This window comes from Stenotrophomonas maltophilia group sp. msm4 (genome assembly GCF_032025605.1).
GTDB lineage: Bacteria > Pseudomonadota > Gammaproteobacteria > Xanthomonadales > Xanthomonadaceae > Stenotrophomonas > Stenotrophomonas sepilia.
In genome coordinates this window covers 510,766-531,734 of sequence record NZ_JAVSKK010000002.1, presented here as the reverse complement: position 1 = coordinate 531,734, position 20,969 = coordinate 510,766, and the positions used below count along the sequence as shown (strand labels likewise).

The 20,969-nt window shown below is 67.6% G+C and carries 15 protein-coding genes; 7 read left to right on the top strand and 8 right to left on the bottom strand.

The features are described 5' to 3' along the window. Window positions 1–3 precede the first annotated feature (3 nt). The 3 genes from ROV93_RS11485 to ROV93_RS11475 form a co-directional block, all read right to left on the bottom strand. The gene (locus ROV93_RS11485; RefSeq protein WP_180890821.1) at window positions 4–2,160 is read right to left on the bottom strand and encodes a TonB-dependent hemoglobin/transferrin/lactoferrin family receptor; all 2,157 of its coding nucleotides are present in this window, start codon (window positions 2,158–2,160) and stop codon (window positions 4–6) included. A gap of 189 nt (window positions 2,161–2,349) precedes the next feature. Next, entirely contained in the window at window positions 2,350–2,544 is a 195-nt protein-coding gene (locus tag ROV93_RS11480; protein ID WP_005412278.1) for a hemin uptake protein HemP, read from the bottom strand. A gap of 198 nt (window positions 2,545–2,742) precedes the next feature. Beyond that, a complete protein-coding gene (locus tag ROV93_RS11475; RefSeq protein WP_072167870.1) occupies window positions 2,743–3,714 on the bottom strand; it encodes an aldo/keto reductase in 972 nt (323 codons plus the stop codon). 193 nt (window positions 3,715–3,907) lie between these two features. On the opposite strand from ROV93_RS11475, the gene ROV93_RS11470 reads away from it, so the two are divergent. The 5 genes from ROV93_RS11470 (at window position 3,908) to ROV93_RS11450 (ending at window position 8,812) form a co-directional block, all read left to right on the top strand. After that, on the top strand, window positions 3,908–5,206 hold the full coding sequence (locus tag ROV93_RS11470; protein WP_072167869.1) for a nucleoside transporter C-terminal domain-containing protein: 1,299 nt from the start codon (window positions 3,908–3,910) through the stop codon (window positions 5,204–5,206). Between the two features lie 25 nt (window positions 5,207–5,231). Beyond that, window positions 5,232–6,197, top strand: a complete 966-nt coding sequence (locus ROV93_RS11465) for a ribokinase (protein ID WP_010481872.1) — start codon at window positions 5,232–5,234, stop codon at window positions 6,195–6,197. Between the two features lie 149 nt (window positions 6,198–6,346). Further along, window positions 6,347–6,778 (top strand): hypothetical protein, encoded by a 432-nt coding sequence (locus ROV93_RS11460; protein ID WP_065178745.1) that lies wholly within the window; start codon window positions 6,347–6,349, stop codon window positions 6,776–6,778. A 147-nt stretch (window positions 6,779–6,925) separates the two neighbouring features. Next, a complete protein-coding gene (dusB, locus tag ROV93_RS11455) occupies window positions 6,926–7,921 on the top strand; it encodes a tRNA dihydrouridine synthase DusB (RefSeq protein ID WP_072167924.1) in 996 nt (331 codons plus the stop codon). 63 nt (window positions 7,922–7,984) lie between these two features. Then, window positions 7,985–8,812: a class I SAM-dependent methyltransferase gene (locus ROV93_RS11450; protein WP_061478371.1), complete on the top strand. Its 828-nt coding sequence runs from the start codon at window positions 7,985–7,987 to the stop codon at window positions 8,810–8,812. A gap of 738 nt (window positions 8,813–9,550) precedes the next feature. Here ROV93_RS11450 and ROV93_RS11445 read toward each other — a convergent pair. From ROV93_RS11445 to ROV93_RS11435, 3 genes are all read right to left on the bottom strand, one after another. After that, window positions 9,551–10,582: a metal-dependent hydrolase gene (locus ROV93_RS11445; protein WP_072167868.1), complete on the bottom strand. Its 1,032-nt coding sequence runs from the start codon at window positions 10,580–10,582 to the stop codon at window positions 9,551–9,553. Between the two features lie 119 nt (window positions 10,583–10,701). Continuing rightward, window positions 10,702–11,502: a UDP-2,3-diacylglucosamine diphosphatase gene (locus ROV93_RS11440; protein ID WP_072167867.1), complete on the bottom strand. Its 801-nt coding sequence runs from the start codon at window positions 11,500–11,502 to the stop codon at window positions 10,702–10,704. Further along, window positions 11,499–13,214: a lysophospholipid acyltransferase family protein gene (locus ROV93_RS11435; protein ID WP_312539839.1), complete on the bottom strand. Its 1,716-nt coding sequence runs from the start codon at window positions 13,212–13,214 to the stop codon at window positions 11,499–11,501. Before ROV93_RS11435 ends, ROV93_RS11440 begins: the two co-directional genes overlap by 4 nt. A gap of 336 nt (window positions 13,215–13,550) precedes the next feature. On the opposite strand from ROV93_RS11435, the gene metK reads away from it, so the two are divergent. Together metK and ROV93_RS11425 are read left to right on the top strand one after the other, a co-directional pair. After that, window positions 13,551–14,762, top strand: coding sequence for a methionine adenosyltransferase (gene metK / locus ROV93_RS11430; RefSeq protein ID WP_005408103.1), 1,212 nt, complete (start codon window positions 13,551–13,553; stop codon window positions 14,760–14,762). A gap of 138 nt (window positions 14,763–14,900) precedes the next feature. Next, window positions 14,901–15,407 (top strand): acyl-CoA thioesterase, encoded by a 507-nt coding sequence (locus tag ROV93_RS11425; protein ID WP_005415314.1) that lies wholly within the window; start codon window positions 14,901–14,903, stop codon window positions 15,405–15,407. Between the two features lie 88 nt (window positions 15,408–15,495). Here the strand turns inward: ROV93_RS11425 and ppc are convergent, their stop codons facing one another. Both ppc and ROV93_RS11415 read right to left on the bottom strand, forming a co-directional pair. Further along, entirely contained in the window at window positions 15,496–18,207 is a 2,712-nt protein-coding gene (gene ppc, locus ROV93_RS11420) for a phosphoenolpyruvate carboxylase (protein ID WP_072167865.1), read from the bottom strand. Between the two features lie 237 nt (window positions 18,208–18,444). Continuing rightward, window positions 18,445–20,961 (bottom strand): prolyl oligopeptidase family serine peptidase, encoded by a 2,517-nt coding sequence (locus tag ROV93_RS11415; protein ID WP_072167864.1) that lies wholly within the window; start codon window positions 20,959–20,961, stop codon window positions 18,445–18,447. Window positions 20,962–20,969 lie beyond the last annotated feature (8 nt).

Here is a 20,969-nt window from a genome sequence, read left to right as displayed (position 1 = left end):
GGGTCACCAGGAAACGGCAAGGCTGGCGGAAAGAGTGCGGCCCGGGCTGGTGTAGCGATCCAGCACGCGGCTGGTCGGCGACAGCGTCGAACCCACATTGGACCAATCGATGTAGCGCTTGTCGCCCAGGTTGAACACGCCGACGTTGAAGGTCGCGCCCGGGGCGAAGTTCCAGTGCGCCATCAGGTCGGCCACGCCGTAGCCGGCCGGGCGATACACCGTCGCTGCAGTGACGCGGTCCTTGCGCTTGACGAAGGTACCGGCCAGTTCGACGCCCCAGGCGTCGGTGTCGTACATCAGGCCGACGGTGCTGCGCAGCGGGTCGACCGAATCCAGCGGCGTGTCCTCGGTCTTGTTGTCGCCGCGCGACCAGGCCACCGAGCTGCGCAGCGCCCAGCCCTGCAGCGCCGGGTTGATCTGGCCGAAGTCAACGCCAGCCTTCAGTTCGGCACCGTAGATGCGCGCATCGGCGATGTTGCGCGACTGGAACACCATCAGGCCCTGGGCGTTGGTGCCGACCAGCGACTGCGACTCGATGAAGTCCTTGTACTCGTTGTAGTAGCCGCTGACACTGACGTAGGCGGCCGGTGACAGGAAGCGCAGGCCCAGCTCCAGGCCGTCGCTGGTTTCCGGCTTCAGGTCCGGATTGGGGATGGCGGTGTAACCGAAGGCGAAGTTGGTGAAGCCCAGGTTGACGTCGTTGTACGGCGGCGAACGGAAACCATGCGAGTAGCCGGCGAACAGCGACCATTCGTCGGTGAAGCGATAGACCATGCCCAGCTTCGGCGAGACGCTGGTCTTGGTCAGCCTGGCCACCGCAACGCCGGGATTGTCGTCGGCGAAGATGCTGTCCACTTCCGGCTTCAGCTCGTAGCGATCCACGCGCACGCCCGGCACCAGCGACAGCTTGCCGCCCGCCATGCGCATTTCATCCTGCGCATACAGGCCCAGCTCGGTGGTCTTGCTGATCGGGAAATCGCGTACCGGGAAGGCGTCAGGCAGGATGGTAGTGCTGGTCTGGCCATTGGCCAGAACCTGATAGCCATCGCGCTTCTGGCGGATCTCGGTACGCGCGCCTTCGAAGCCGTAGGTGAGCGCATGTTCGACACTGCCGGTGCTGAACGCCTTGTTGAACTGCGCCTGCAAGCCGTAAACGCGCTGGTCGAAATTGAACTCGCGGTGGCGGCGGCTGCGGTTGGCGCGGTCTTCGTCGGTGACCTGGTTGGTCTCGCTGTGCTGGGTATACAGCTGCCAATGCAGGCTGTCGGCGAAGCCCTTGTCCAGCGCATCCATTTCATGGGCGAACGACACGCGGGTGCGGTTCTGCGTGTCGCGCGCTTTCATGCCGGTGGTGGTGGTACGGTCGATCGAGGACAGCACGTTGGTATCGGTGGTGTCTTCGTTGCCTTCCACGGTCAGGCGGAAGCGCTGGTCCTCGCTCGGTGCATAGACCAGCTTGGCCAGGCCACTGCGACCGTCGCGGTCCTGCGGGTTGGGCGCGGTCCGGGTGTTGTCGAGGCTGCGCACATCGCCCTTGTTGCCGGTTTCCTGGCCCTGGCGATGGTTGATGTTGACCATGCCGCTCCAGTGTTCGCCGCCGAACGCGCTGGTCACGCCGCCGAGCAGGCCCTTCCACTCACCGTCATAGCCGAACTTCAGGCCGACGTAGCTGTCCTTGCCATCCTTCAGGTAGTCGGCCGGATCCTTGGTGACGAAGGCCACTACACCCCCGAGCGCGTCGGAACCGTACAGCGAACTGGCCGGGCCACGCACGATCTCCACGCGCTTGAGCGTGTCCAGATCGGTGAAGTTGCGGTTGGCGTTGGAGAACGAGCCGATGTTGAAGCTGGTGGGCATGGCGATGCCATCGGTCTGCACGCGCACGCGGTTGCCGTCCAGGCCACGGATGCGGATGCTGCCAAGGCCGAAGCGCGCGGCGCTGCGGCTGACCGACAGGCCCGGCTCGTAGCGCAGCAGATCCTTGATGTCCTGCACCAGGTGCCGGTCCATCTGCTCGCGGTCGATGACATCGACGGTGGCCGCCACGTCACTCACTGCCCGCTCGGTGCGGGTGGCGGTGACCTGCACGCGGTCGAAGTCGCGCGCATCGGGCGCGGCGGTGGCCGCGGCGGCAGCATGGGCGGACAGCGGGAGGGCCATCCAGACGGCGAGGCAAAGGGCGGTAGGGCGGGTCATCGGGTTCGTTCGGTCAGGCAGGGGAACCCCCGGTTACCGGCACACCCGGGAGGTGCACGCGGTAGACCGAGGGGGAGAGAGCGGGCGCGGACGGGTCGCCCACCCTGCCGGCGCTGCCGGTAGGAGGGAGGGAGGCGGGCGACCAGGCCGCGGTTACTTGGTCAGGATCAGCTTGTCGTTGCTGGTGTGCCGCAGGCGGTAGAAGCGGTCGCCGTGCTGGATCAGGATTTCACGACGGCCCTTGAGCAGGGCTTCGCTGTCGATCACCTCTTCCGGCGGAACGACACGGACCGGGCGATCGCGGAGGGTCAGCGTTTCGGGGCGCAGCAGTACAGGTTGAGCATTCATGAGCATCTGGACTCGTGCGAGGGACGAGTCAAATGATAATGATTCTCAGTTGACAATCAACAACCATTCTCAATTTGATTGATGGGATTAATGATCGAATTCTGGGATTCGATAGATCATGTCAATCAAATCGCGACTCTACCGAGGCACGAGCCCGAGCCGGCCCGACCGAGGCCCAGGCCCGGTCGGCCCCGGGGTTCAGGCGAAGGCGGCTTCGACCTGCGCCCAGCCAGCCGCATCGACCTGCTCCAGCACCTCCAGCGCCTGCAGGTTCTGCAGCAGCTGGCTGACCCGGCTGGCGCCGAGGATCACGCTGGAGACGTTCGGATTGCGCAGGCACCAGGCAATCGCCAGCGTGGCCGGGGCGTGGCCCAGCTCACGCGCTGCTTCGCTGAAGCGGCGCACCTGGGCCAGGCGGGCCTCGGAGTCGTCACCCAGCACCAGCGCCTGCAGCCATTCCATGCCCTCGCGGCCCAGCCGCGCATCGGCCGGAATGCCCTGGTCGTACTTGCCGGTCAGCAGGCCCGAGGCCAGCGGCGAGAAGATGGTGGTGCCCAGGCCGGCACTGGCATACAGCGGCGCATACTCGACCTCGACGCGTTCGCGGTGCAGCAGGTTGTACTGCGGCTGCTCCATCGACGGGCCCTGCAGGTTGCGTGCTTCGGCGATGTCCAGCGCCTGCTGGATCTGCATCGCCGACCACTCCGAGGTCCCCCAGTAGAGGATCTTGCCCTGCCGCACCAGCGTATCCATGGCATGCACGGTCTCGGCGATCGGCGCGTCCGGATCCGGGCGATGGCAGTAATAAAGGTCCAGGTAGTCCACCCGCAGGCGCTTGAGCGCGGCATGGCAGGCGTCGGTCACATGCTTGCGCGACAGGCCGCGCTGGGTTGGCCGTGGGTCCCTGGCGCTGCCGAAGAACACCTTGCTGGAGACACAGATGCCGTCGCGCGGCAGGCGCAGGTCGGCGATCACATCGCCCATCACCTGTTCGGCGCGGCCGTTGGCATAGCCCTCGGCGTTGTCGAAGAAGTTGACGCCGTGGTCCCAGGCGGCAGCCACCAGGTTGCGGGCCTCGTCGCGTGGGATCTGGTCACCGAAGGTCACCCAGGCGCCGAAGGACAGGGCGGAAATCGGCAGGCCGGTGGAGCCCAGGCGGCGGTATTGCATGCAAATCTCCTGCTGCGGGCCCGCATCCGGGCCGGGATCGAGCCCCATTCTACCTGCCGCCGCCGGCCGCAAGCCCTTGCCGTTGCTGGCCTGATCGGTACCGATGGGCGCGCGCACGCTGCTTTTTCTTGCCCCGGCCCCTGCCCTGCACTAGGCTTCCCGTTTTTCGCGACGCCCCAGGGGAGTCACTCACATGGTCGAAGGTTTGGGCAGGATCGGCTTCGGCCTGTTCGGGTTGGCGGTGCTGATCGGCATCACTTGGTTGTTTTCCAACAACAAGCGTGCGGTTGACTGGAAGCTGGTTGCCACCGGTATCACCCTGCAGATCGCCTTCGCGGCGCTGGTGATCCTGGTGCCGGGCGGGCGCGACGTGTTCGATGCGCTGGGCAAGGGCTTCGTCAAGGTCCTGAGCTTCGTCAACGAGGGTTCGGGCTTCATCTTCGGCTCGTTGATGGACACCAAGAACTACGGCTTCATCTTCGCCTTCCAGGTGCTGCCGACCATCATCTTCTTCTCGGCGCTGATGGGGGTCATGTACCACCTCAACGTCATGCAGGCGATCGTGCGCGTGATGGCCTGGTCGATCACCAAGGTGATGCGCGTGTCCGGCGCGGAAACCACCAGCGTCTGCGCCAGCGTCTTCATCGGCCAGACCGAGGCGCCGCTGACCGTGCGCCCGTACATCGCCAGGATGACCCAGTCCGAGCTGCTGACCATGATGATCGGCGGCATGGCCCACATCGCCGGCGGCGTGCTGGCGGCCTACGTGGGCATGCTCGGCGGCGGCGACCCGGTGCAGCAGGCCTTCTACGCCAAGCACCTGCTGGCGGCGAGCATCATGGCCGCACCGGCCACCCTGGTCGTGGCCAAGCTGCTGATTCCGGAAACGGGCACCCCGCTGACCCGCGGCACGGTGAAGATGGAAGTCGAGAAGACCTCCAGCAACATCATCGACGCGGCCGCTGCCGGTGCCGGTGACGGCCTGAAGCTGGCGCTGAACATCGGCGCGATGCTGCTGGCCTTCATCGCCCTGATCGCGCTGCTGAACGCCCCGCTGACCTGGATCGGCGATGTGACGGGCCTGGCCGCTGCCATCGGCAAGCCGACCAACCTGTCGACCATCTTCGGTTACGTGCTGGCCCCGATTGCCTGGGTGATCGGTACCCCGTGGGCTGATGCCACCACCGTCGGTTCGCTGATCGGCCAGAAGGTCGTGATCAACGAGTTCGTGGCCTACACCGAGCTGTCGCAGATCGTGAACGGCCAGGTGGCGGGCGTGAGCCTGTCCGACGAAGGTCGCCTGATCGCCACCTACGCGCTGTGCGGCTTTGCCAACTTCAGCTCGATCGCGATCCAGATCGGCGGCATTGGCGGCCTGGCGCCGGAACGTCGCCACGATCTGGCCAAGTTCGGCCTGCGCGCGGTGTTGGGCGGTACCATTGCCACCTTCATGACGGCGACCATCGCCGGCGTGCTGACGCACTTCAGTTGAACCCCTGGTTGAGAAAAGATTTCCTATGAGCAGCAGTGTCGTTGTCGTCGGTTCCTTCAATGTCGATCACGTGTGGCGGTGCGAGTCGCTGCCGGCACCGGGTGCGACCATTGCCGGCCGCTACAGCACCGGCCCCGGTGGCAAGGGCTTCAACCAGGCGGTCGCGGCCTGCCGCGCCGGCGCCGACACGCACTTCGTGTGCGCGCTGGGCGATGACGCCGGTGGCGCCACCGCGCGCGAACTGGCCGCGCAGGATGGCTTCGGCCTGATTGCCGAAGCCAGCAGCGAGCCGACCGGCACTGCGGGCATCTACGTGGACGCGCGCGGCCGTAACACCATCGTGATCGGCCCGGGCGCCAACGCCGCGCTCAGCACCGACTTCCTGCAACAGCAGCAGGCATTGCTGACCGGCGCCAAGGTGGTGCTGGTACAGCTGGAATCGCCGGTGCAGACCATCGAAGCGGCGCTGGCCACGGCCCGCGAGGCCGGTGTCACCACCGTGCTCAACACCGCACCGGCCGACGCGCCCTCGACCATCGGCCTGCTCAAGCTGGCCGATGTGATCACCCCGAACGAGACCGAGTTCGCCGCACTGCTCGGCCGCCATGTCGGTGAGCGCGTGGATGCCAACGATGTCGCCGCACTGGATGGCGCCAGCCTGCATGCGCTGTGCCGCAAGCTGGTCGGCAACGGTACCGTGGTGGTGACCCTGGGTTCGGTGGGCGTGTTCGTCTCTCACGCCGACGAGAACCTGCGCGGCGATACCCAGCCGTACTACCGCGTCGGCGCCGAGCAGGTGCAGGCCATCGACACCACCGGTGCCGGTGATGCCTTTAACGGTGCGCTGGCCGCGTCGCTGGCGCAGGTGGCCGACGCCCCGTTCGCCCGCCACGTGCGCTTTGCCAACCAGTTCGCCGGTCGCTCGACCGAGAAGGAAGGCGCTGCAGCGGCAATGCCGCGCTTCACCCCGGCCGACGCCGAAGCCAAGTAATTCCACGCCACGCGTGGATGACAAGGCCCGGGTGTACAGGCACCTGGGCCTTTCTTTTGCCCATTGCCCAGCCCCTGCGACCGCCTGTCGCATTGCCCACATCCTGCCCCTCGCTCACGATCCGCGCAGCTTCCTTGCACGGGCAGGACATGGACGGATTCCCCTGGTTGCTGGTCGCGGCCGCAGGCAGTGCCGCTGCGGCGCTGCTGCATATCGGCTGCATCGCCTTCGGCGCCGCGTGGTACAGATACTTCGGTGCCGGCCAGCGCGTGGTCCGGCTCGCGCATGCGGGGCACTGGTGGCCACCGCTGATGACCGCCGGCATCACTGCCTTGCTGGTGGCCTGGACCCTGTACGCACTGGCCGCCGCGGGCTGGCATTCGCCACTGCCGGCCAGTCGCCTGGTCCTGCCCGCCATCGCTGCCTTGCTGCTGCTGCGCGCCGCGATGGGCTTCGGCCTGGCGTTGTTCCGGCCGGGGTACAACGGCCGGCGCTTCTGGGTGGTCAGTTCGCTGGCCTGCCTGGGCCTGGGGCTGGCCTTCGCCCTGGGTACCCGCCAGGCCTGGCAGAGCCTGGGTTAGCCACCTACCATCGCCCGCCCTTGGGGGCGGCGGAAGCAACCGTCAAGCATCTGCTGATGCCGGTACGGCATGAGGTCGGTGCCGATCGGCCTGAACTCGGGGCCCGCCGACACCGCCCAGGCCGCGCCCGCGCTCTACAATGGGCGCATGCAGATCGGCCCGTACACCATTGCCCCCAACGTCGTGCTGGCGCCCATGGCCGGCGTCACCGACAAGCCCTTCCGCCTGCTGTGCAAACGGCTGGGCGCGGGACTGGCCGCCTCGGAAATGACCATCAGCGACCCGCGCTTCTGGAACACGCGCAAGTCGATCCACCGCATGGACCATGACGGCGAACCGGCACCGATCAGCGTACAGATCGCCGGCACCGAGCCGCAGCAGCTGGCCGAAGCCGCGCGCTACAACGTCGACCACGGCGCGCAGATCATCGACATCAACATGGGCTGCCCGGCCAAGAAGGTGTGCAACGCCTGGGCCGGCTCGGCGCTGATGCGCGACGAGCAGCTGGTGGCGCGCATCCTCGAAGCCGTGGTCAACGCGGTGGACGTGCCGGTCACCCTGAAGATCCGCACCGGTTGGGACTGTGACCACCGCAATGGGCCCGTCATTGCCCGGATTGCCGAAAACAGCGGCATCGCCGCGCTGGCCGTGCACGGCCGCACCCGCGACCAGCATTACACCGGCCAGGCCGAGTACGCCACCATCGGCGAGATCAAGGCCGCGCTGCGCATTCCGGTGATCGCCAATGGCGATATCGATTCGCCGCAGAAGGCCGCCTACGTGCTGCAGCAGACCGGCGTGGATGCGGTGATGATCGGCCGCTCGGCGCAGGGCCGGCCGTGGATCTTCCGCGAAGTGGCGCATTACCTGGCCACCGGGCAGGAACTGCCGCCGCCATCGCTGGCCGAAGTGCGCGACATCCTGCTCGGCCACCTGCATGCGCTGCACGCGTTCTACGGTGAACCGCAGGGCGTGCGCATCGCGCGCAAGCACCTGGGCTGGTATGCCAGGGACCGGCCGGAGAACGCCGCCTTCCGTGCGGTGGTCAACCGTGCCGAAGACCCGCAGAGCCAGATCGCGCTGACCACCGAGTACTTCGACCGCCTGATTGCCGGGGAACCGGCGCTGCCTTCAGCGGCCTGACCGCACTGCCGCGTCACAACGTCGAGCCTGCTCGACCGAATTGAACTCCCAGAGCCCGCCTCCATGACCCCGCCGATCTCCTCTCCGACCTACCTGCACGGGTTTTCCGGCACCGAACAGCAGCGCCTGATGACCCAGGCGCGCCTGCTGGAATCGAGCATCTTCGGCCAGATCGACTACAGCGGTGCACGGCGCCTGCTGGAAGTCGGCAGCGGCGTCGGTGCGCAGACCGAGATCCTGCTGCGCCGCTTCCCCGAGCTGCACGTGACCGGCGTGGACCTGAGCGAAACGCAGCTGGCCACGGCGCGCGAGAACCTGGCGCGCACGCCGTGGTGCAGCGACCGCTACACCCTGCAGCAGGCCGATGCCGGCGAACTGCCGTTCGAGGCCCGCAGCTTCGATGCGGCGTTCCTGTGCTGGGTGCTGGAACACGTCCCCTCCCCTGCCCGCGTGCTGAGCGAAGTGCGCCGCGTGCTGGCACCGGGTTCGCCGGTCTACATCACCGAAGTGATGAATGCCTCGTTCCTGCTCGACCCGTACTCGCCGCACATCTGGCGCTACTGGATGGCCTTCAACGACTTCCAGTACGACCACGGCGGCGACCCGTTCGTCGGCGCCAAGCTGGGCAACCTGCTGCTGGCCGGCGGCTTCCGCGACGTGCATACCGAGATCAAGACCATCCACCTGGACAACCGCGAACCGGCGCGTCGCAAGACCATGATCGCGTTCTGGGAGCAGCTGCTGCTGTCGGCGGCCGACCAGCTGCTGCAGGCCGGCTCGGTGGACGAGGACACCGTGGAAGGCATGCGCCGCGAGTTCCGCCTGGTGCAGAACGACCCGAATGCGGTGTTCTTCTATTCGTTCGTGCAGGGCCGCGCGACGGTGTATTGAGCCGACGCGGCACCAATGCTCCCGCATCCACGCATGGCGTGGATCTACTCAACGGCACCGGCTGCGGGCGCTGATCGACGCAGTAGAGCCACGCCATGCGTGGCTGCCAACGCCGATGTCCCTTCATCCACGCATGGCGTGGATCTACTCAACGGCGCCGGCTGCGGGTGCTGATCGACGCAGTAGAGCCACGCCATGCGTGGCTGCCACCGCCGATGTCCCTTCATCCACGCATGGCGTGGATCTACTCAACGGCACCGGCTGCGGGCGCTGATCGACGCAGTAGAGCCACGCCATGCGTGGCTGCCAACGCCGATGTCCCTTCATCCACGCATGGCGTGGATCTACTCAACGGCACCGGCTGCGGGCGCTGATCGACGCAGTAGAGCCACGCCATGCGTGGCTGCCAACGCCGATGTCCCTTCATCCACGCATGGCGTGGATCTACTCAACGGCGCCGGCTGCGGGTGCTGATCGACGCAGTAGAGCCACGCCATGCGTGGCTGCCACCGCCGATGTCCCTTCATCCACGCATGGCGTGGATCTACTCAACGGCACCGGCTGCGGGCGCTGATCGACGAGCCACGCCATGCGTGGCTGCCAACGCCGATGTCCCTTCATCCACGCATGGCGTGGATCTACTCAACGGCACCGGCTGCGGGCGCTGATCGACGCAGTAGAGCCACGCCATGCGTGGCTGCCACCGCCGATGTCCCTTCATCCGCGCATGGCGTGGATCTACTCGGGCGCATGCCAGATCCGCTGCCACATCGCGGCCAGCCGGCGACCTGCGTCGGCGCGCGCGGCTGGGCTGCTGTAATCCACTCGCACCTGCTCGGGCGTTATCGGCCGCCACTGCCCGTCGGCCTGCTCGGCCACCACGAAGTTGAAGGTGTAGTCCGGCTCCAGCCCCATGCGCAGGTCACTCAGCACCAGCCGGCCGTCCACCACCTGCGCCCGCATGAAACCTCGGTTGAACCACTGCAGCCGCTGCACGGCGGGAATTGCAGACGCTTCGCGCAGTGCCTGCACGTTGGACGGACGGCCCTCGAACTGCATCGGCCCATGGTCGGCCAGCAGCGAGCGGTCAGCCACCGCGTAGCCGCTGGGTGTCATCGCCACCACCCGCCACAGCAGGGTGTTGAACGGCATCGGCACCGAGAAGCGCGGCGCATCGCCCAGGCCCATCGCGGCCAGGCTCTGCTGCGCGGCCCGATCGACCTGCGCCTTGGCGATCAGCCCCCAGCCCAGGTAGCCACTGCTGAGCAGCAACGCCGCGCCCAGCACCTTGCCCGCCCAGGGCCGCGCACGACCGAACCAGGCCAGCACGCAGCCCAGCAGCAGCCACACCGTGTAGCCGGGGTCGATGATGAAGACGCTGGAGCCCATGGTTGGGTGTGGCCGCAGCGGCCACCACAACTGGGTGCCGTAGACGGTGAACGCATCCAGCACGGGATGGGTAACCAGCGCCAGCTGGATCGCCCAGAACCAGCGCAGCGGTGACTGCGCGACGCGGCCGTTGCCGAAGCGCTTGAACAACCACCAGATCAGTGCGGCCACCCAGGGCAGCACCAGCAGCGAATGGCTGAAGCTGCGGTGTTCGGTCATGTTCGCCACCGGGTCGGCCGCAGTGAAGCCAAGCCACAGGGCGTCGAGGTCCGGCAAGGTGCCGAGCGCGGCACCGGCCAGCAGGGCCGCGCGGCGATGGCCAGGCGGAGCGATGGCAGCAGCGACGGCGCCGCCGAGTACGATCTGGGTCAATGAATCCATGGGCCGATGCTAGCGGCTTGCGCGCGGTGTATGTAGAGCCGAGCCCATGCTCGGCTGCTCTTCGTTGCGCGTAACGGCAGCAGAGCATGGACTCGGCTCTACAGCGGGACAGACGCGGGCTATGCCGCCTGCGACAACCGCGCGCCGGGCAGTTCCAGCAGAGTCTGGCCGCTATGGTCGAGCAGGCGCAGCGCGCCGTCGTGGTCTTCGGCCAGTGCGGTCAGGCTCTCCACCCAGTCGCCGTCATTGGCATAGACCAGGCCATCGCGTTCAATCAGCGCGGCGCGGTGGATATGCCCGCAGACGATGCCGTCCAGGCCGCGTCGGCGCACGTCTTCCAGCCCGGCCTGCACGAAACGCTCGATGTAGCGTTCAGCGGCGCCACTGCGCTTCTTCAGGAACTCCGACAGCGACCAGTAGCGCATGCCCAGCCGCCGCCGCACTGCATTCAAGGCCTGGTTGCCGGTGAGGATGCGGTAATACAGCCAGTCGCCGAATTTTTCCTGCAGGCCGCCGAAGTGGGTCACGCCGTCATACTCGTCGCCGTGCGCGACCAGCAGCCGGCGGCCATCGGCGGTCACGTGGATGGCGCGGCGGCGCACCTGCATCGCCGGCAGCATCAGACCGCAGACCTGGCGCAGCGAAGCGTCGTGGTTGCCCGGAATGTAGATGATCTCGGTGCCGGCACGGCGCAGCGCGTGCAGCGCCTGGATGACCTCGCTGTGCGACTGCCGCCAGGTGGCACGGCGGTGCGCCATCCACCACAGGTCGATGATGTCGCCCACCAGGTACAGCCGTTCGCAGCGCAGCTGCGAGAGGAATCGCGCCAGCTCGGTGGCATGGCAATGGCGCGAGCCCAGGTGCACATCGGAAACGAACACCGCGCGCCGGTTCGGCGACAGGTTCGCCAGCGTGCTCATGCCGGCGTCCCCGCGTCGCGCAGGTAACGTTTGCGCTTGTTCGGCCGGACCGCGCACAGGTCCACCTCGATCAAGCCGTCGATCGAATCGCTGAAGTCCGGGTCCACCCCGAAGGCGAGGAAGCGCGCGCCGCCCGGTTCGCACAGATCGGTGTACTGGCGATACAGCGTGGGTACGCCGGTACCGAGTGCAGCCAGGTTGGCCTTCAGCACGTCGAACGCGGCGCCTGCATCCAGCTCACCGAAACTGGGCGGTGCGGCGAAGTACTGGAACGGCCGGTTCGATTCGGCCATGCCGGCGGTGCCGCTGTAATAACGCTGGTAGTACGCCACCAGCTGCTCGCGCGCATCGCGCGGCAAGGCCGCACTGATCGACACCGCGCCGAACAGGTAGCGGATCCCCGGCCGGCACTGCAGGTAGGCACCGATGCCCTGCCACAGGTAGTCCAGGCTGCGGCTGCCCCAGTAGTCGGGCATCACGAAGCTGCGGCCCAGTTCCAGGCCCTCGGCGATGTGGGTGATGGCATCGTCGGAATAGCGGAACAACGACGCACTGTAGAGCCCGGACAGGCCGTGCCGGGCCAACGCGTGGGCACCACGCATGATCCGGTACGCGCCAGCGATGCGCTGCGCGGCGGCGTCCCAGATCACGATGTGCTCGTACTGCGGATCGTAGTTGTCGAGGTCACGGCTGCGGCCGGTGTCCTCACCCACCTGGCGGAAGGTCAGTTCCCGCAGGCGGCCCAGTTCCAGCAGCAGTGGCGAATCGGCAGTGCAGGTGGCCAGCAGGATCTGCTTGCCGTCGGCGGTCTGGCCCAGCTGGGTGGCAGCAGCGATGCCAGCGGCGACCTGCGAAGGTGGCACCGGGGCGGCCAGCGGCTCAGGGCCCGCGCAGGCAGCGGCATTGCCGGCCGCGCCATTGCGGCCCAGCGCATAGAGTGCGCGGCGGACCGCCAGCAGTTGGGCACCCGGGTCGCCGCCGTCGCCCAGCCGCATCGGCTCGCCGATGCTCAGCCGCAGCGGGCGGCCACGACGGGTGAACATCTCGCGTGCCAGCAACGCGGTACCGGCCGGCTTGAACAGGGTCGAGGCGCCATAGAACAGCGCCGAGTTGCGCGCTTCCACCCGCACTGGCAGCACCGGTGCACCGGCCGCGCGGGCAAAACGGACAAATCCCCGCTGCCAGCGGCCATCGCGGATGCCGCGCAGCGAGAGGCGCGATACCTCGCCGGCCGGGAACACGATCACGCACTGCTCGGCGGCCAGCGCCTGCTCCACCGCATGCAGGCTGCCGCGCTGCGCCTTGCCGCCCAGGATGCGCACCGGCAACAGCAGATCCTGCAGCGGCGCGATCGCCCCCAGCAGGTCGTTGGCCACGATCCGCACATCGCGGCGGATACGGCCGACTGCGTCCAGCAAGGCCAATGCGTCCAGCGCCCCGGAAGGGTGGTTGGCGACAATCAGCAGGCGGCCGGTGGCCGGAATCTTCGCCAGCGCGGCCGGATCCACCTGGTACTGGCCGCCGATGAACTCCAGGCCGGCGGCGACGAAACCGAAGCCGCGCAGGCCTGAGCTGCGCTGCAGGAAGGCTTCGATCTGGTCCAGGCGCGACCAGCGGCCGACGCTGCGCAGCAGCGGCCGTGCCAGCTGGCCACGGCGGCCATGGAACCAATCGGGGAAACGTTGCTGGAGACGCTGTTCGAGTTCCTGCATGGCGGATCCACTGATGCCCGGCGGCCAGATTGGCCGACAGCCTGCGCCCGGCAGGCGGCAGCCAGATGGCGGTTTCGGGGCAGAACGATGACGGCCGGCCCCTTGACGGCCGAGTCGCGGCCTGCGCGGTCGGGGGTTGGGCAGCCCCGTCTGTTGTTGTCGCGCGGGTGGAACACTGGGCCTCGAGGCTGGCCCCCAATCCCGTCATGACGGCCCCTGCCGGGCCTACGCGGGCTTAACCACCGGCAACCGGTACCGGTTCACAATGCACAGGCGGCGCACCCCGTGTATCATGCGCGCCCATCTTTCCATCCGAATCAAGGGATATTACGCCTGATGTCCAGCTATCTCTTCACCTCCGAGTCGGTCTCCGAAGGCCATCCGGACAAGGTTGCCGACCAGATCTCCGATGCGGTGCTGGACGCGATCCTGACCCAGGACCAGCGCGCCCGCGTGGCCTGCGAGACCATGGTCAAGACCGGCGTTGCCATCGTGGCCGGTGAAATCACCACCAGCGCCTGGATCGACCTGGAAGCGCTGACCCGCAAGGTCATCACGGACATCGGTTACGACAGCTCCGACGTCGGCTTCGACGGCGCCACCTGCGGCGTGCTGAACCTGATCGGCAAGCAGTCGCCGCACATCGCCCAGGGCGTGGACCGCAAGAAGCCGGAAGAAATGGGCGCTGGCGACCAGGGCCTGATGTTCGGCTATGCCACCAACGAGACCGACAGCTACATGCCGGCCGCGATCCACCTGTCGCACCGCCTGGTCGAGCAGCAGGCCAAGATCCGCAAGAAGAAGAACTCGCCGCTGTCGTGGCTGCGCCCGGACGCCAAGAGCCAGGTCACCCTGCGCTATGAAAACGGCGTGGTCTCGGCCATCGACGCCGTGGTCCTGTCGACCCAGCACGCCCCGGGCATCAAGCAGAAGGACCTCATCGAGGCCGTCCGCGAAGAGATCATCAAGCCGGTGCTGCCGGCCAAGTGGCTGCACAAGGGCACCAAGTTCCACATCAACCCGACCGGCAAGTTCGAGATCGGCGGCCCGGTGGGCGACTGCGGCCTGACCGGCCGCAAGATCATCGTCGACACCTACGGCGGCTGGGCCCGTCACGGTGGTGGCGCGTTCTCCGGCAAGGACCCGTCCAAGGTCGACCGTTCGGCCGCCTACGCGGCCCGCTACGTCGCCAAGAACGTGGTTGCTGCCGGCCTGGCCGACCGTTGCGAAGTGCAGGTCTCCTACGCCATCGGCGTGGCTGAGCCGACCTCGATCTCGGTCACCACCTTCGGCACCGGCAAGATCAGCGACGACAAGATCGAGAAGCTGATCCGCAAGCACTTCGACCTGCGCCCGTACGGCATCATCAAGATGCTGGACCTGATCCACCCGATGTACCAGCAGACCGCGGCCTATGGCCACTTCGGCCGCAAGCCGAAGGAGTTCAGCTACCTCAACGGCGAAGGCGAGACCGTCAACGCCACGGCCTTCTCCTGGGAGAAGACCGACCGCGCCGCCGCCCTGCGCGCCGATGCGAAGCTGAAGTAAGCAACACGAAGGGCCGCTCACGCGGCCCTTCTGCTTCTGGTAGAGCCGGCCGCTGGCCGGCTTTTTCATGGCCTCCGGAAACAACCGCGTGGTTGCCGGCCAGCGGCCGGCACGACCGGTTGCCGATACAATCGCCGCATGTCGACCGAACTGAAAACCCACCAGCTGTCCATGACGGTGCTGATGTCGCCGGAGATGGCCAATTTCTCCGGCAAGGTCCATGGTGGCGCCATCCTGCGCCTGCTTGACCAGGTGGCCTACGCCTGCGCCAGCCGCTATGCCGGCAGCTACGTGGTCACCCTGTCGGTGGACCAGGTGATGTTCCGCCAGCCCATCGCGGTCGGCGAGCTGGTCACCTTCCTGGCCTCGGTGAACTACACCGGCACCTCATCGATGGAGATCGGCATCAAGGTGGTGGCCGAGGACATCCTCAAGCGCAGCGTGCGCCACGCCAACAGCTGCTTCTTCACGATGGTCGCAGTGGATGAAGAAGGCCGGCCGACGCCTGTCCCGCCCTTGCAGCCGGCAACGTCCGACGAAAAGCGCCGCCAGGCCGCAGCACAGATCCGCCGCCAGCTGCGCCAGGAAATGGAACAGCGCCACCTGGAACTGCTGGCGTCGAACCCGCCGTCGCCGGAGGAATGAGGTAGTGCCGGCCGCTGGCCGGCAACCTCGCGCGTGCTGCCAAACATCATGAGGTTGCCGGCCAGCGGCCGGCACTACCAACGCCAGGTCACCCTGTGTTCTGCACGCCCTGCGAAACGCCGTTCACGCACGCCACCAGCGCGCGCAGCAGATCGTCATCCTCGCGCCCGCTGGCCCGCCAGCGCTGCAGCAGATCCACCTGCAGCACGCTGATCGGATCGACGTAGGGATTGCGCAGGCGGATCGACAGCGCCAGCCGCGCGTCGTGGTCCAGGAGCGTCTTCTGGTCCATCAACGCCAGCAGCCAGCGCCGGGTGAGCTCCAGTTCGCGCTGCACCTGCGGGAAGAAGCGCCCGTGCAGTTCACCCGACAACAGCGAGAACTGCTGGGCGATGGTGATATCGCCCTTGGACAGCACCATCGCGATGTCGTCCAGGAAGGTACGGAAGAACGGCCAGTCCCGCGCCATATCGCGCAGGGTCTGTTCGTGGCCGGCATCGACCGCGGCCTGCAGGCCACTGCCCACGCCGTACCAGCCGGGAATCACCGCACGCGCCTGGCTCCAGGCGAACACCCAGGGAATCGCACGCAGGTTGCCCAGCGCTGCGTCCTGGCCGAGCCGGCGCGACGGCCGCGAACCCAGCGTCATCCGCTCGATCACGTCGATCGGCGTGGCGGTACGGAAGTAATCCATGAAACCGGGCTGGCCGACGAACGCGCGATACACCTCGCTGCTGGCCGCAGCCACCGCATCCATCACCGGCCGCCAGTCATCCTCGCGCGGCTCGGCGGCGCGCGGGCGCAGGCTGGCGCGCAGCACTGCACCGGTGGCCTGTTCCAGCGAGCGCAGGGCCAGCGCGCGGATGCCGTACTTGCGATGGATCACCTCGCCCTGCTCGGTCACCCGCAGGCGGCCATCGATGCTGCCGCGCGGCGACGCATCGACCGCATGCGTGGTCTTGCCACCGCCACGGCTGATCGAGCCGCCCCGGCCATGGAAGAAGGTCAATCGGATGCCGGCCTCGGCCGCCACCTCCAGCAGTTCCACCTGCGCGCGCTGCAGGCCCCAGCGCGAGGCGGCGATGCCGCCGTCCTTGCTGCTGTCCGAATAGCCCAGCATCACCATCTGCACGTCGTCGCGTGCCTGCAGGTGCGCGCGGTACACCGGATCCTCCAGCAGGTCGCGCAGCGTGGCGGTACCGCGCTTGAGGTCGTCCACAGTTTCAAACAGCGGCGCGATATCGAGCGGCACGCCGCCATCGGCATCGACCAGGCCACCACGCCGCGCCAGCGCCAGCACCGCCAGCACGTCGCTGCGGTCGTGCGCCATCGAGATGATGTAACTGCCCAGTGCATCGCCGCCATGCCGCGCACGGGCATCGGCCAATGCAGCGAACACGGCGTCGAGCCGCCGGTTGCCGTCGTCGTCGCCTTCCGGCAACGGCACCTCACCGCTGGCATGCGGTGCCAGCAGGCGCGCGCGGCCCAATGCATCCAGGCCGTCCCACGCTGCGTCGCCGCCCAGCACCGCCGCCAGCGCGCGCGCATGCACGCTCGATTCCTGGCGCACGTCCAACCGCGCCAGATGGAAGCCGAACGTCTTCACCCGCCACAACAGCCGCTGCACGGCGAAGCCACCGGCATGCTCGCCGCGGTTCGCGCGCAGGCTGTCGAGGATCAGCTGCAGGTCGTCGATCAGTTCATCCGGGCCGGCGTAAGCGCCCTCGCCCTCTTCCAGCGTGGCCTGCAGGCGCGCGCGCATGCGATCGTTGAGCAGGCGGTAGGGCATGTCGGCATGGCGCGGGCGCGACTGTACCTGCGGCAGCAGCTGCTGGTAGTGCGCCACGCGCGCCTGCAGCGCATCGCTCACGCCCACCCGCTCGGTGGACTGGCTGAGCAGGCTGGCCAGCTGCAGCAGTTCCTTCTGGTAGCGCGCCAGTACCGCCTGCCGCTGCGCATCCAGCGTACTGCAGATGGTGTGGGCATCCACGTTCGGGTTGCCGTCCATGTCCCCGCCCACCCACGTACCGAAGCGCAGCAGGCGCGGCAGTGGCAGCTCTTCACCATAGGTATCGCGCAGCGCCTGCTGCAGCGATTCGTACAGCACCGGAATCACGCGGTACAGCACCTGCACCAGATAGAAGCCGACGTGCTCGCGCTCGTCATCGACAGTGGGCCGCACCGGCGAAGAGTCAGTGGTCTGCCACGACGCGGTCAGCGCCATGCGGAAGCGCGCAGCATCGGCGGCCGCTTCCCCCGGCGTGCGCTGGCCGTCGAGGTTGTCGACCAGGCTGGCCACCATCAGCTGCTCTTTCTCCAGCAGCGCACGGCGCACCGCTTCGGTCGGGTGCGCGGTAAACACCGGTTCGATGTCGATGCGCGGCAGCCACTGCGCCAGCTCGTCCAGGCCCACGCCCCGCGCCTTCAGGTGCTGCAGCGCATCCTGCAGGCCGTCAGGCTGCGCCCCTGCGGTACCGGCACGCTGGTAGTCACGGCGGCGGCGGATGCGATGCACGCGCTCGGCAATGTTGACAACTTGGAAGTAGGTGCTGAAGGCCCGCACCATGGTCTCGGCCTGCTGCGGCGTGCGCCCGGCCAGCCCTTCGGCCAGCTCCGACAGCGGCGCCTGGTTCTCGCGACGGGCGATGGCGCGGGTGCGCACGTCCTCGACCTCGTCGAGGAAGGCCGCCGATACCTGCTCGACCAGCAGGTCACCGACCAGTGCGCCGAGCCGGCGCACGTCATCGCGAAGCGGAAGATCGGGGGAAGCAAACTCGATGCTGCTGCGGTACTCGTTCATCGGCGACGCACAGGCCTCGGTCAACGGATCCAGATCCCAAGCCTAAACCAGAACGGGCAGCGTGCTGCGATGCAAAAATGGTTTCATCTGCACGCATCCCTGGCGGACGCAGCCGAGCATGGGCTCGGCTCTACAAGCGTCGTGGCGCGTGACACCGTGTAGCGCCCGAGCCCATGCTCGGGCGGCGCCGCAGCCGCACAGGCGGCCCCTGTTACAGGGGCCGCCCTCATGCAGGTATCAGCGCTTCTTCTTCGCCTTGCCCTGCTCGGCCGGGCCGATGGTCTGCTCCAGCCAGCGCTCGCTCTCGGCCAGCATGGTCATGATCGATTCGCGTGCCCGGTAGGCATGCGATTCGTTGGGCAGCATCACCAGCCGCGCGGTACCACCCAGGCCCTTCACCGCGGCGAACATGCGCTCGCTCTGGATCGGGAAGGTGCCGGAGTTGTTGTCGTCCACGCCGTGGATGAACAGGATCGGATCCTTGATCCTGTCGGCGTAATTGAACGGCGCCATCTTCTGGTAGACGTCCTGCGCCTGCCAGTAGTTGCGCTCCTCGGCCTGGAAACCGAACGGAGTAAGCGTGCGGTTGTAGGCACCGCTGCGCGCGATGCCGGCCTTGAACAGGCGGGTGTGCGCCAGCAGGTTGGCGGTCATGAACGCACCGTAGGAATGGCCGCCGATGGCGATGCGCTCGCGATCGGTCACACCACGCCGCACCACTTCATCCACCGCCGCCTGCGCATTGGCCACCAGCTGTTCGATGTAGGTGTCGTTGGGTTCCTTGTCGCCCTCGCCAATGATCGGCATCGACGGGCTGGCCAGCACCACATAGCCCTTGGCCAGGAACGCCTGCGGGCCCCAGTAGCTGACCGCATTGAAGCGATACGGCGAATCGGTCACCTGGCTGGCCGCGGCCGCGCTCTTGAACTCGCCCGGGTAGGCCCACATCAGCAGCGGGCGCGGGCCGTCGCGCTTGGGGTCGTAGCCCGGCGGCAGCAGCAGTGTCGCGGTCAGGTCGACCCCATCCTTGCGCTTGTAGCGGATCTGCTCCTTCTGCACGCCCTTCAGCTGCGGCAGCGGATGGGCGAAACGGGTCAGCGCGCGCGGTGCGGCACGGGCATCGGCCAGCGACTGCACGTAGTAGTTGGCCGGTTCGTCCGGGCTCTCGCGGCTCAGCAGCAGCGAATTGCCCTGGTTGTCCAGCAATGCCACCGGCAGCGAATAGCTCGGCGCCTGCGAATGGAACAGGCGCGTCGCCTTGCCCGTGGCGATGTCGAAGCGGTCCACGAACGGGCGGTCGCCCTCCGGCGAAGCACCGGCGCCGGCCAGGTACAGGCTGCTGCCATCCGGGCTGGTCTGCAGCAGCGAGCGACCACGTTCATCGCTGGCCAGCAGCGGCCGCCCCGGATCGGCGTAACGGTCCTGCGCGTCACGATCCCACAGCAGGCGCGGCTCGACACCGGCGTTGTCCGGGGCGATCAGCCAAGTCTTGGTCCTGCGGGTCTTCCACCACGACTCGGTCAGCAGGGCCAGGTCGCCACGGCCCCAGTTGATGCCGCTCAGGCGGCTGCCAAGCTGGGCCAGGGTGACCGGCGGCTTGTCGAACGGCGCGGCCTGCATCAGCACCGCATCGCGCACCTTGGCCTCCTGGTTCGGATCACCACCGTCCTGCGCTTCGGCCCAGACCAGGGTGGCATCGGCATCACCGCGCCAGCTGATGTCGCGCACGCCGGTCACTTCGGCATCGTTGCCGGTCGGCAGGCCTTCCACCAGCGGGCGCACCGCCACGGTATGCACCAGCTTGCCGGTGGCCCGGTCGATTACTTCAATGCGGCGCGGAAAACTGCTTACCGGCACCACGTAGGAGTACGGACGCTGCACCGGCTGGCGCAGCACGAAGCGGCCGTCAGGCGACACCGAGAAGCCCATGAAGATGCCGGCCGCACCGATCGCGCGGGTACTGCCATCCAGGCCGACTTCCATCGGCTGGGTAGTAGCGTAGTAATCGAACTGGCGAGCGTCGGCTTCGTTCTTCAGCAGGTCCTGATAGGTACGGATCGACACCACGCCGCCGCCCTGGCTGGTCTGCTGCACGGCAGGGCCGGTCGGGACGCCGTCGGCGGCCGGGGCTGGCCCCAGGTTGGCCGGGCGGGCGAACACCACCAGCCCGCGGCTGTCCGGCAGCCACTGGTAGCCGCTACCGATCACCGTGTTCAGGCCGGCAACCAGGCGACGGGCACTGCCACCGGCCACATCCACCAGCCACAGTTCATTGGCGCCACTGGCGGCATCGACCTGGTTGAACGCCAGCCACTTCTGGTCCGGCGACCACATCACACTGGCGATCGACAGCGTGGCCGGCAGGCCACTGATCTGCCGCTCCTTGCCATCGGCCACGTTCATCAGCCACAGCTTCTCGCCGAAGCTGAAGCGGCTGTCGGAGAACGTGCGCGGGTTGATGCGCAGGCCGGCCAGCTTCAGTTCCGGCTGCGCCACCACCTGGATCGACGGCAGCGACGGCATCTGCATCATCGCGGCCACGTCGCGGCGCGGCGACAGGAACAGCGACGGCGCGCGCGGGGCATCGACCACTGCCTGCAGTGCGGCCGATGGCAGTTCGTAGCCGTTGACACCCTGCGCCTGCGCGGCAACGGGCTGCGAAGCGGCCGCCCAGGCCAGCGGGGCCACCGCCAGCAGCCCCATCGACAGGACCAGGCCGGTCCAGCGCCGTGTGCGGCGCGCGTGCATGCTCATCGTTCCAC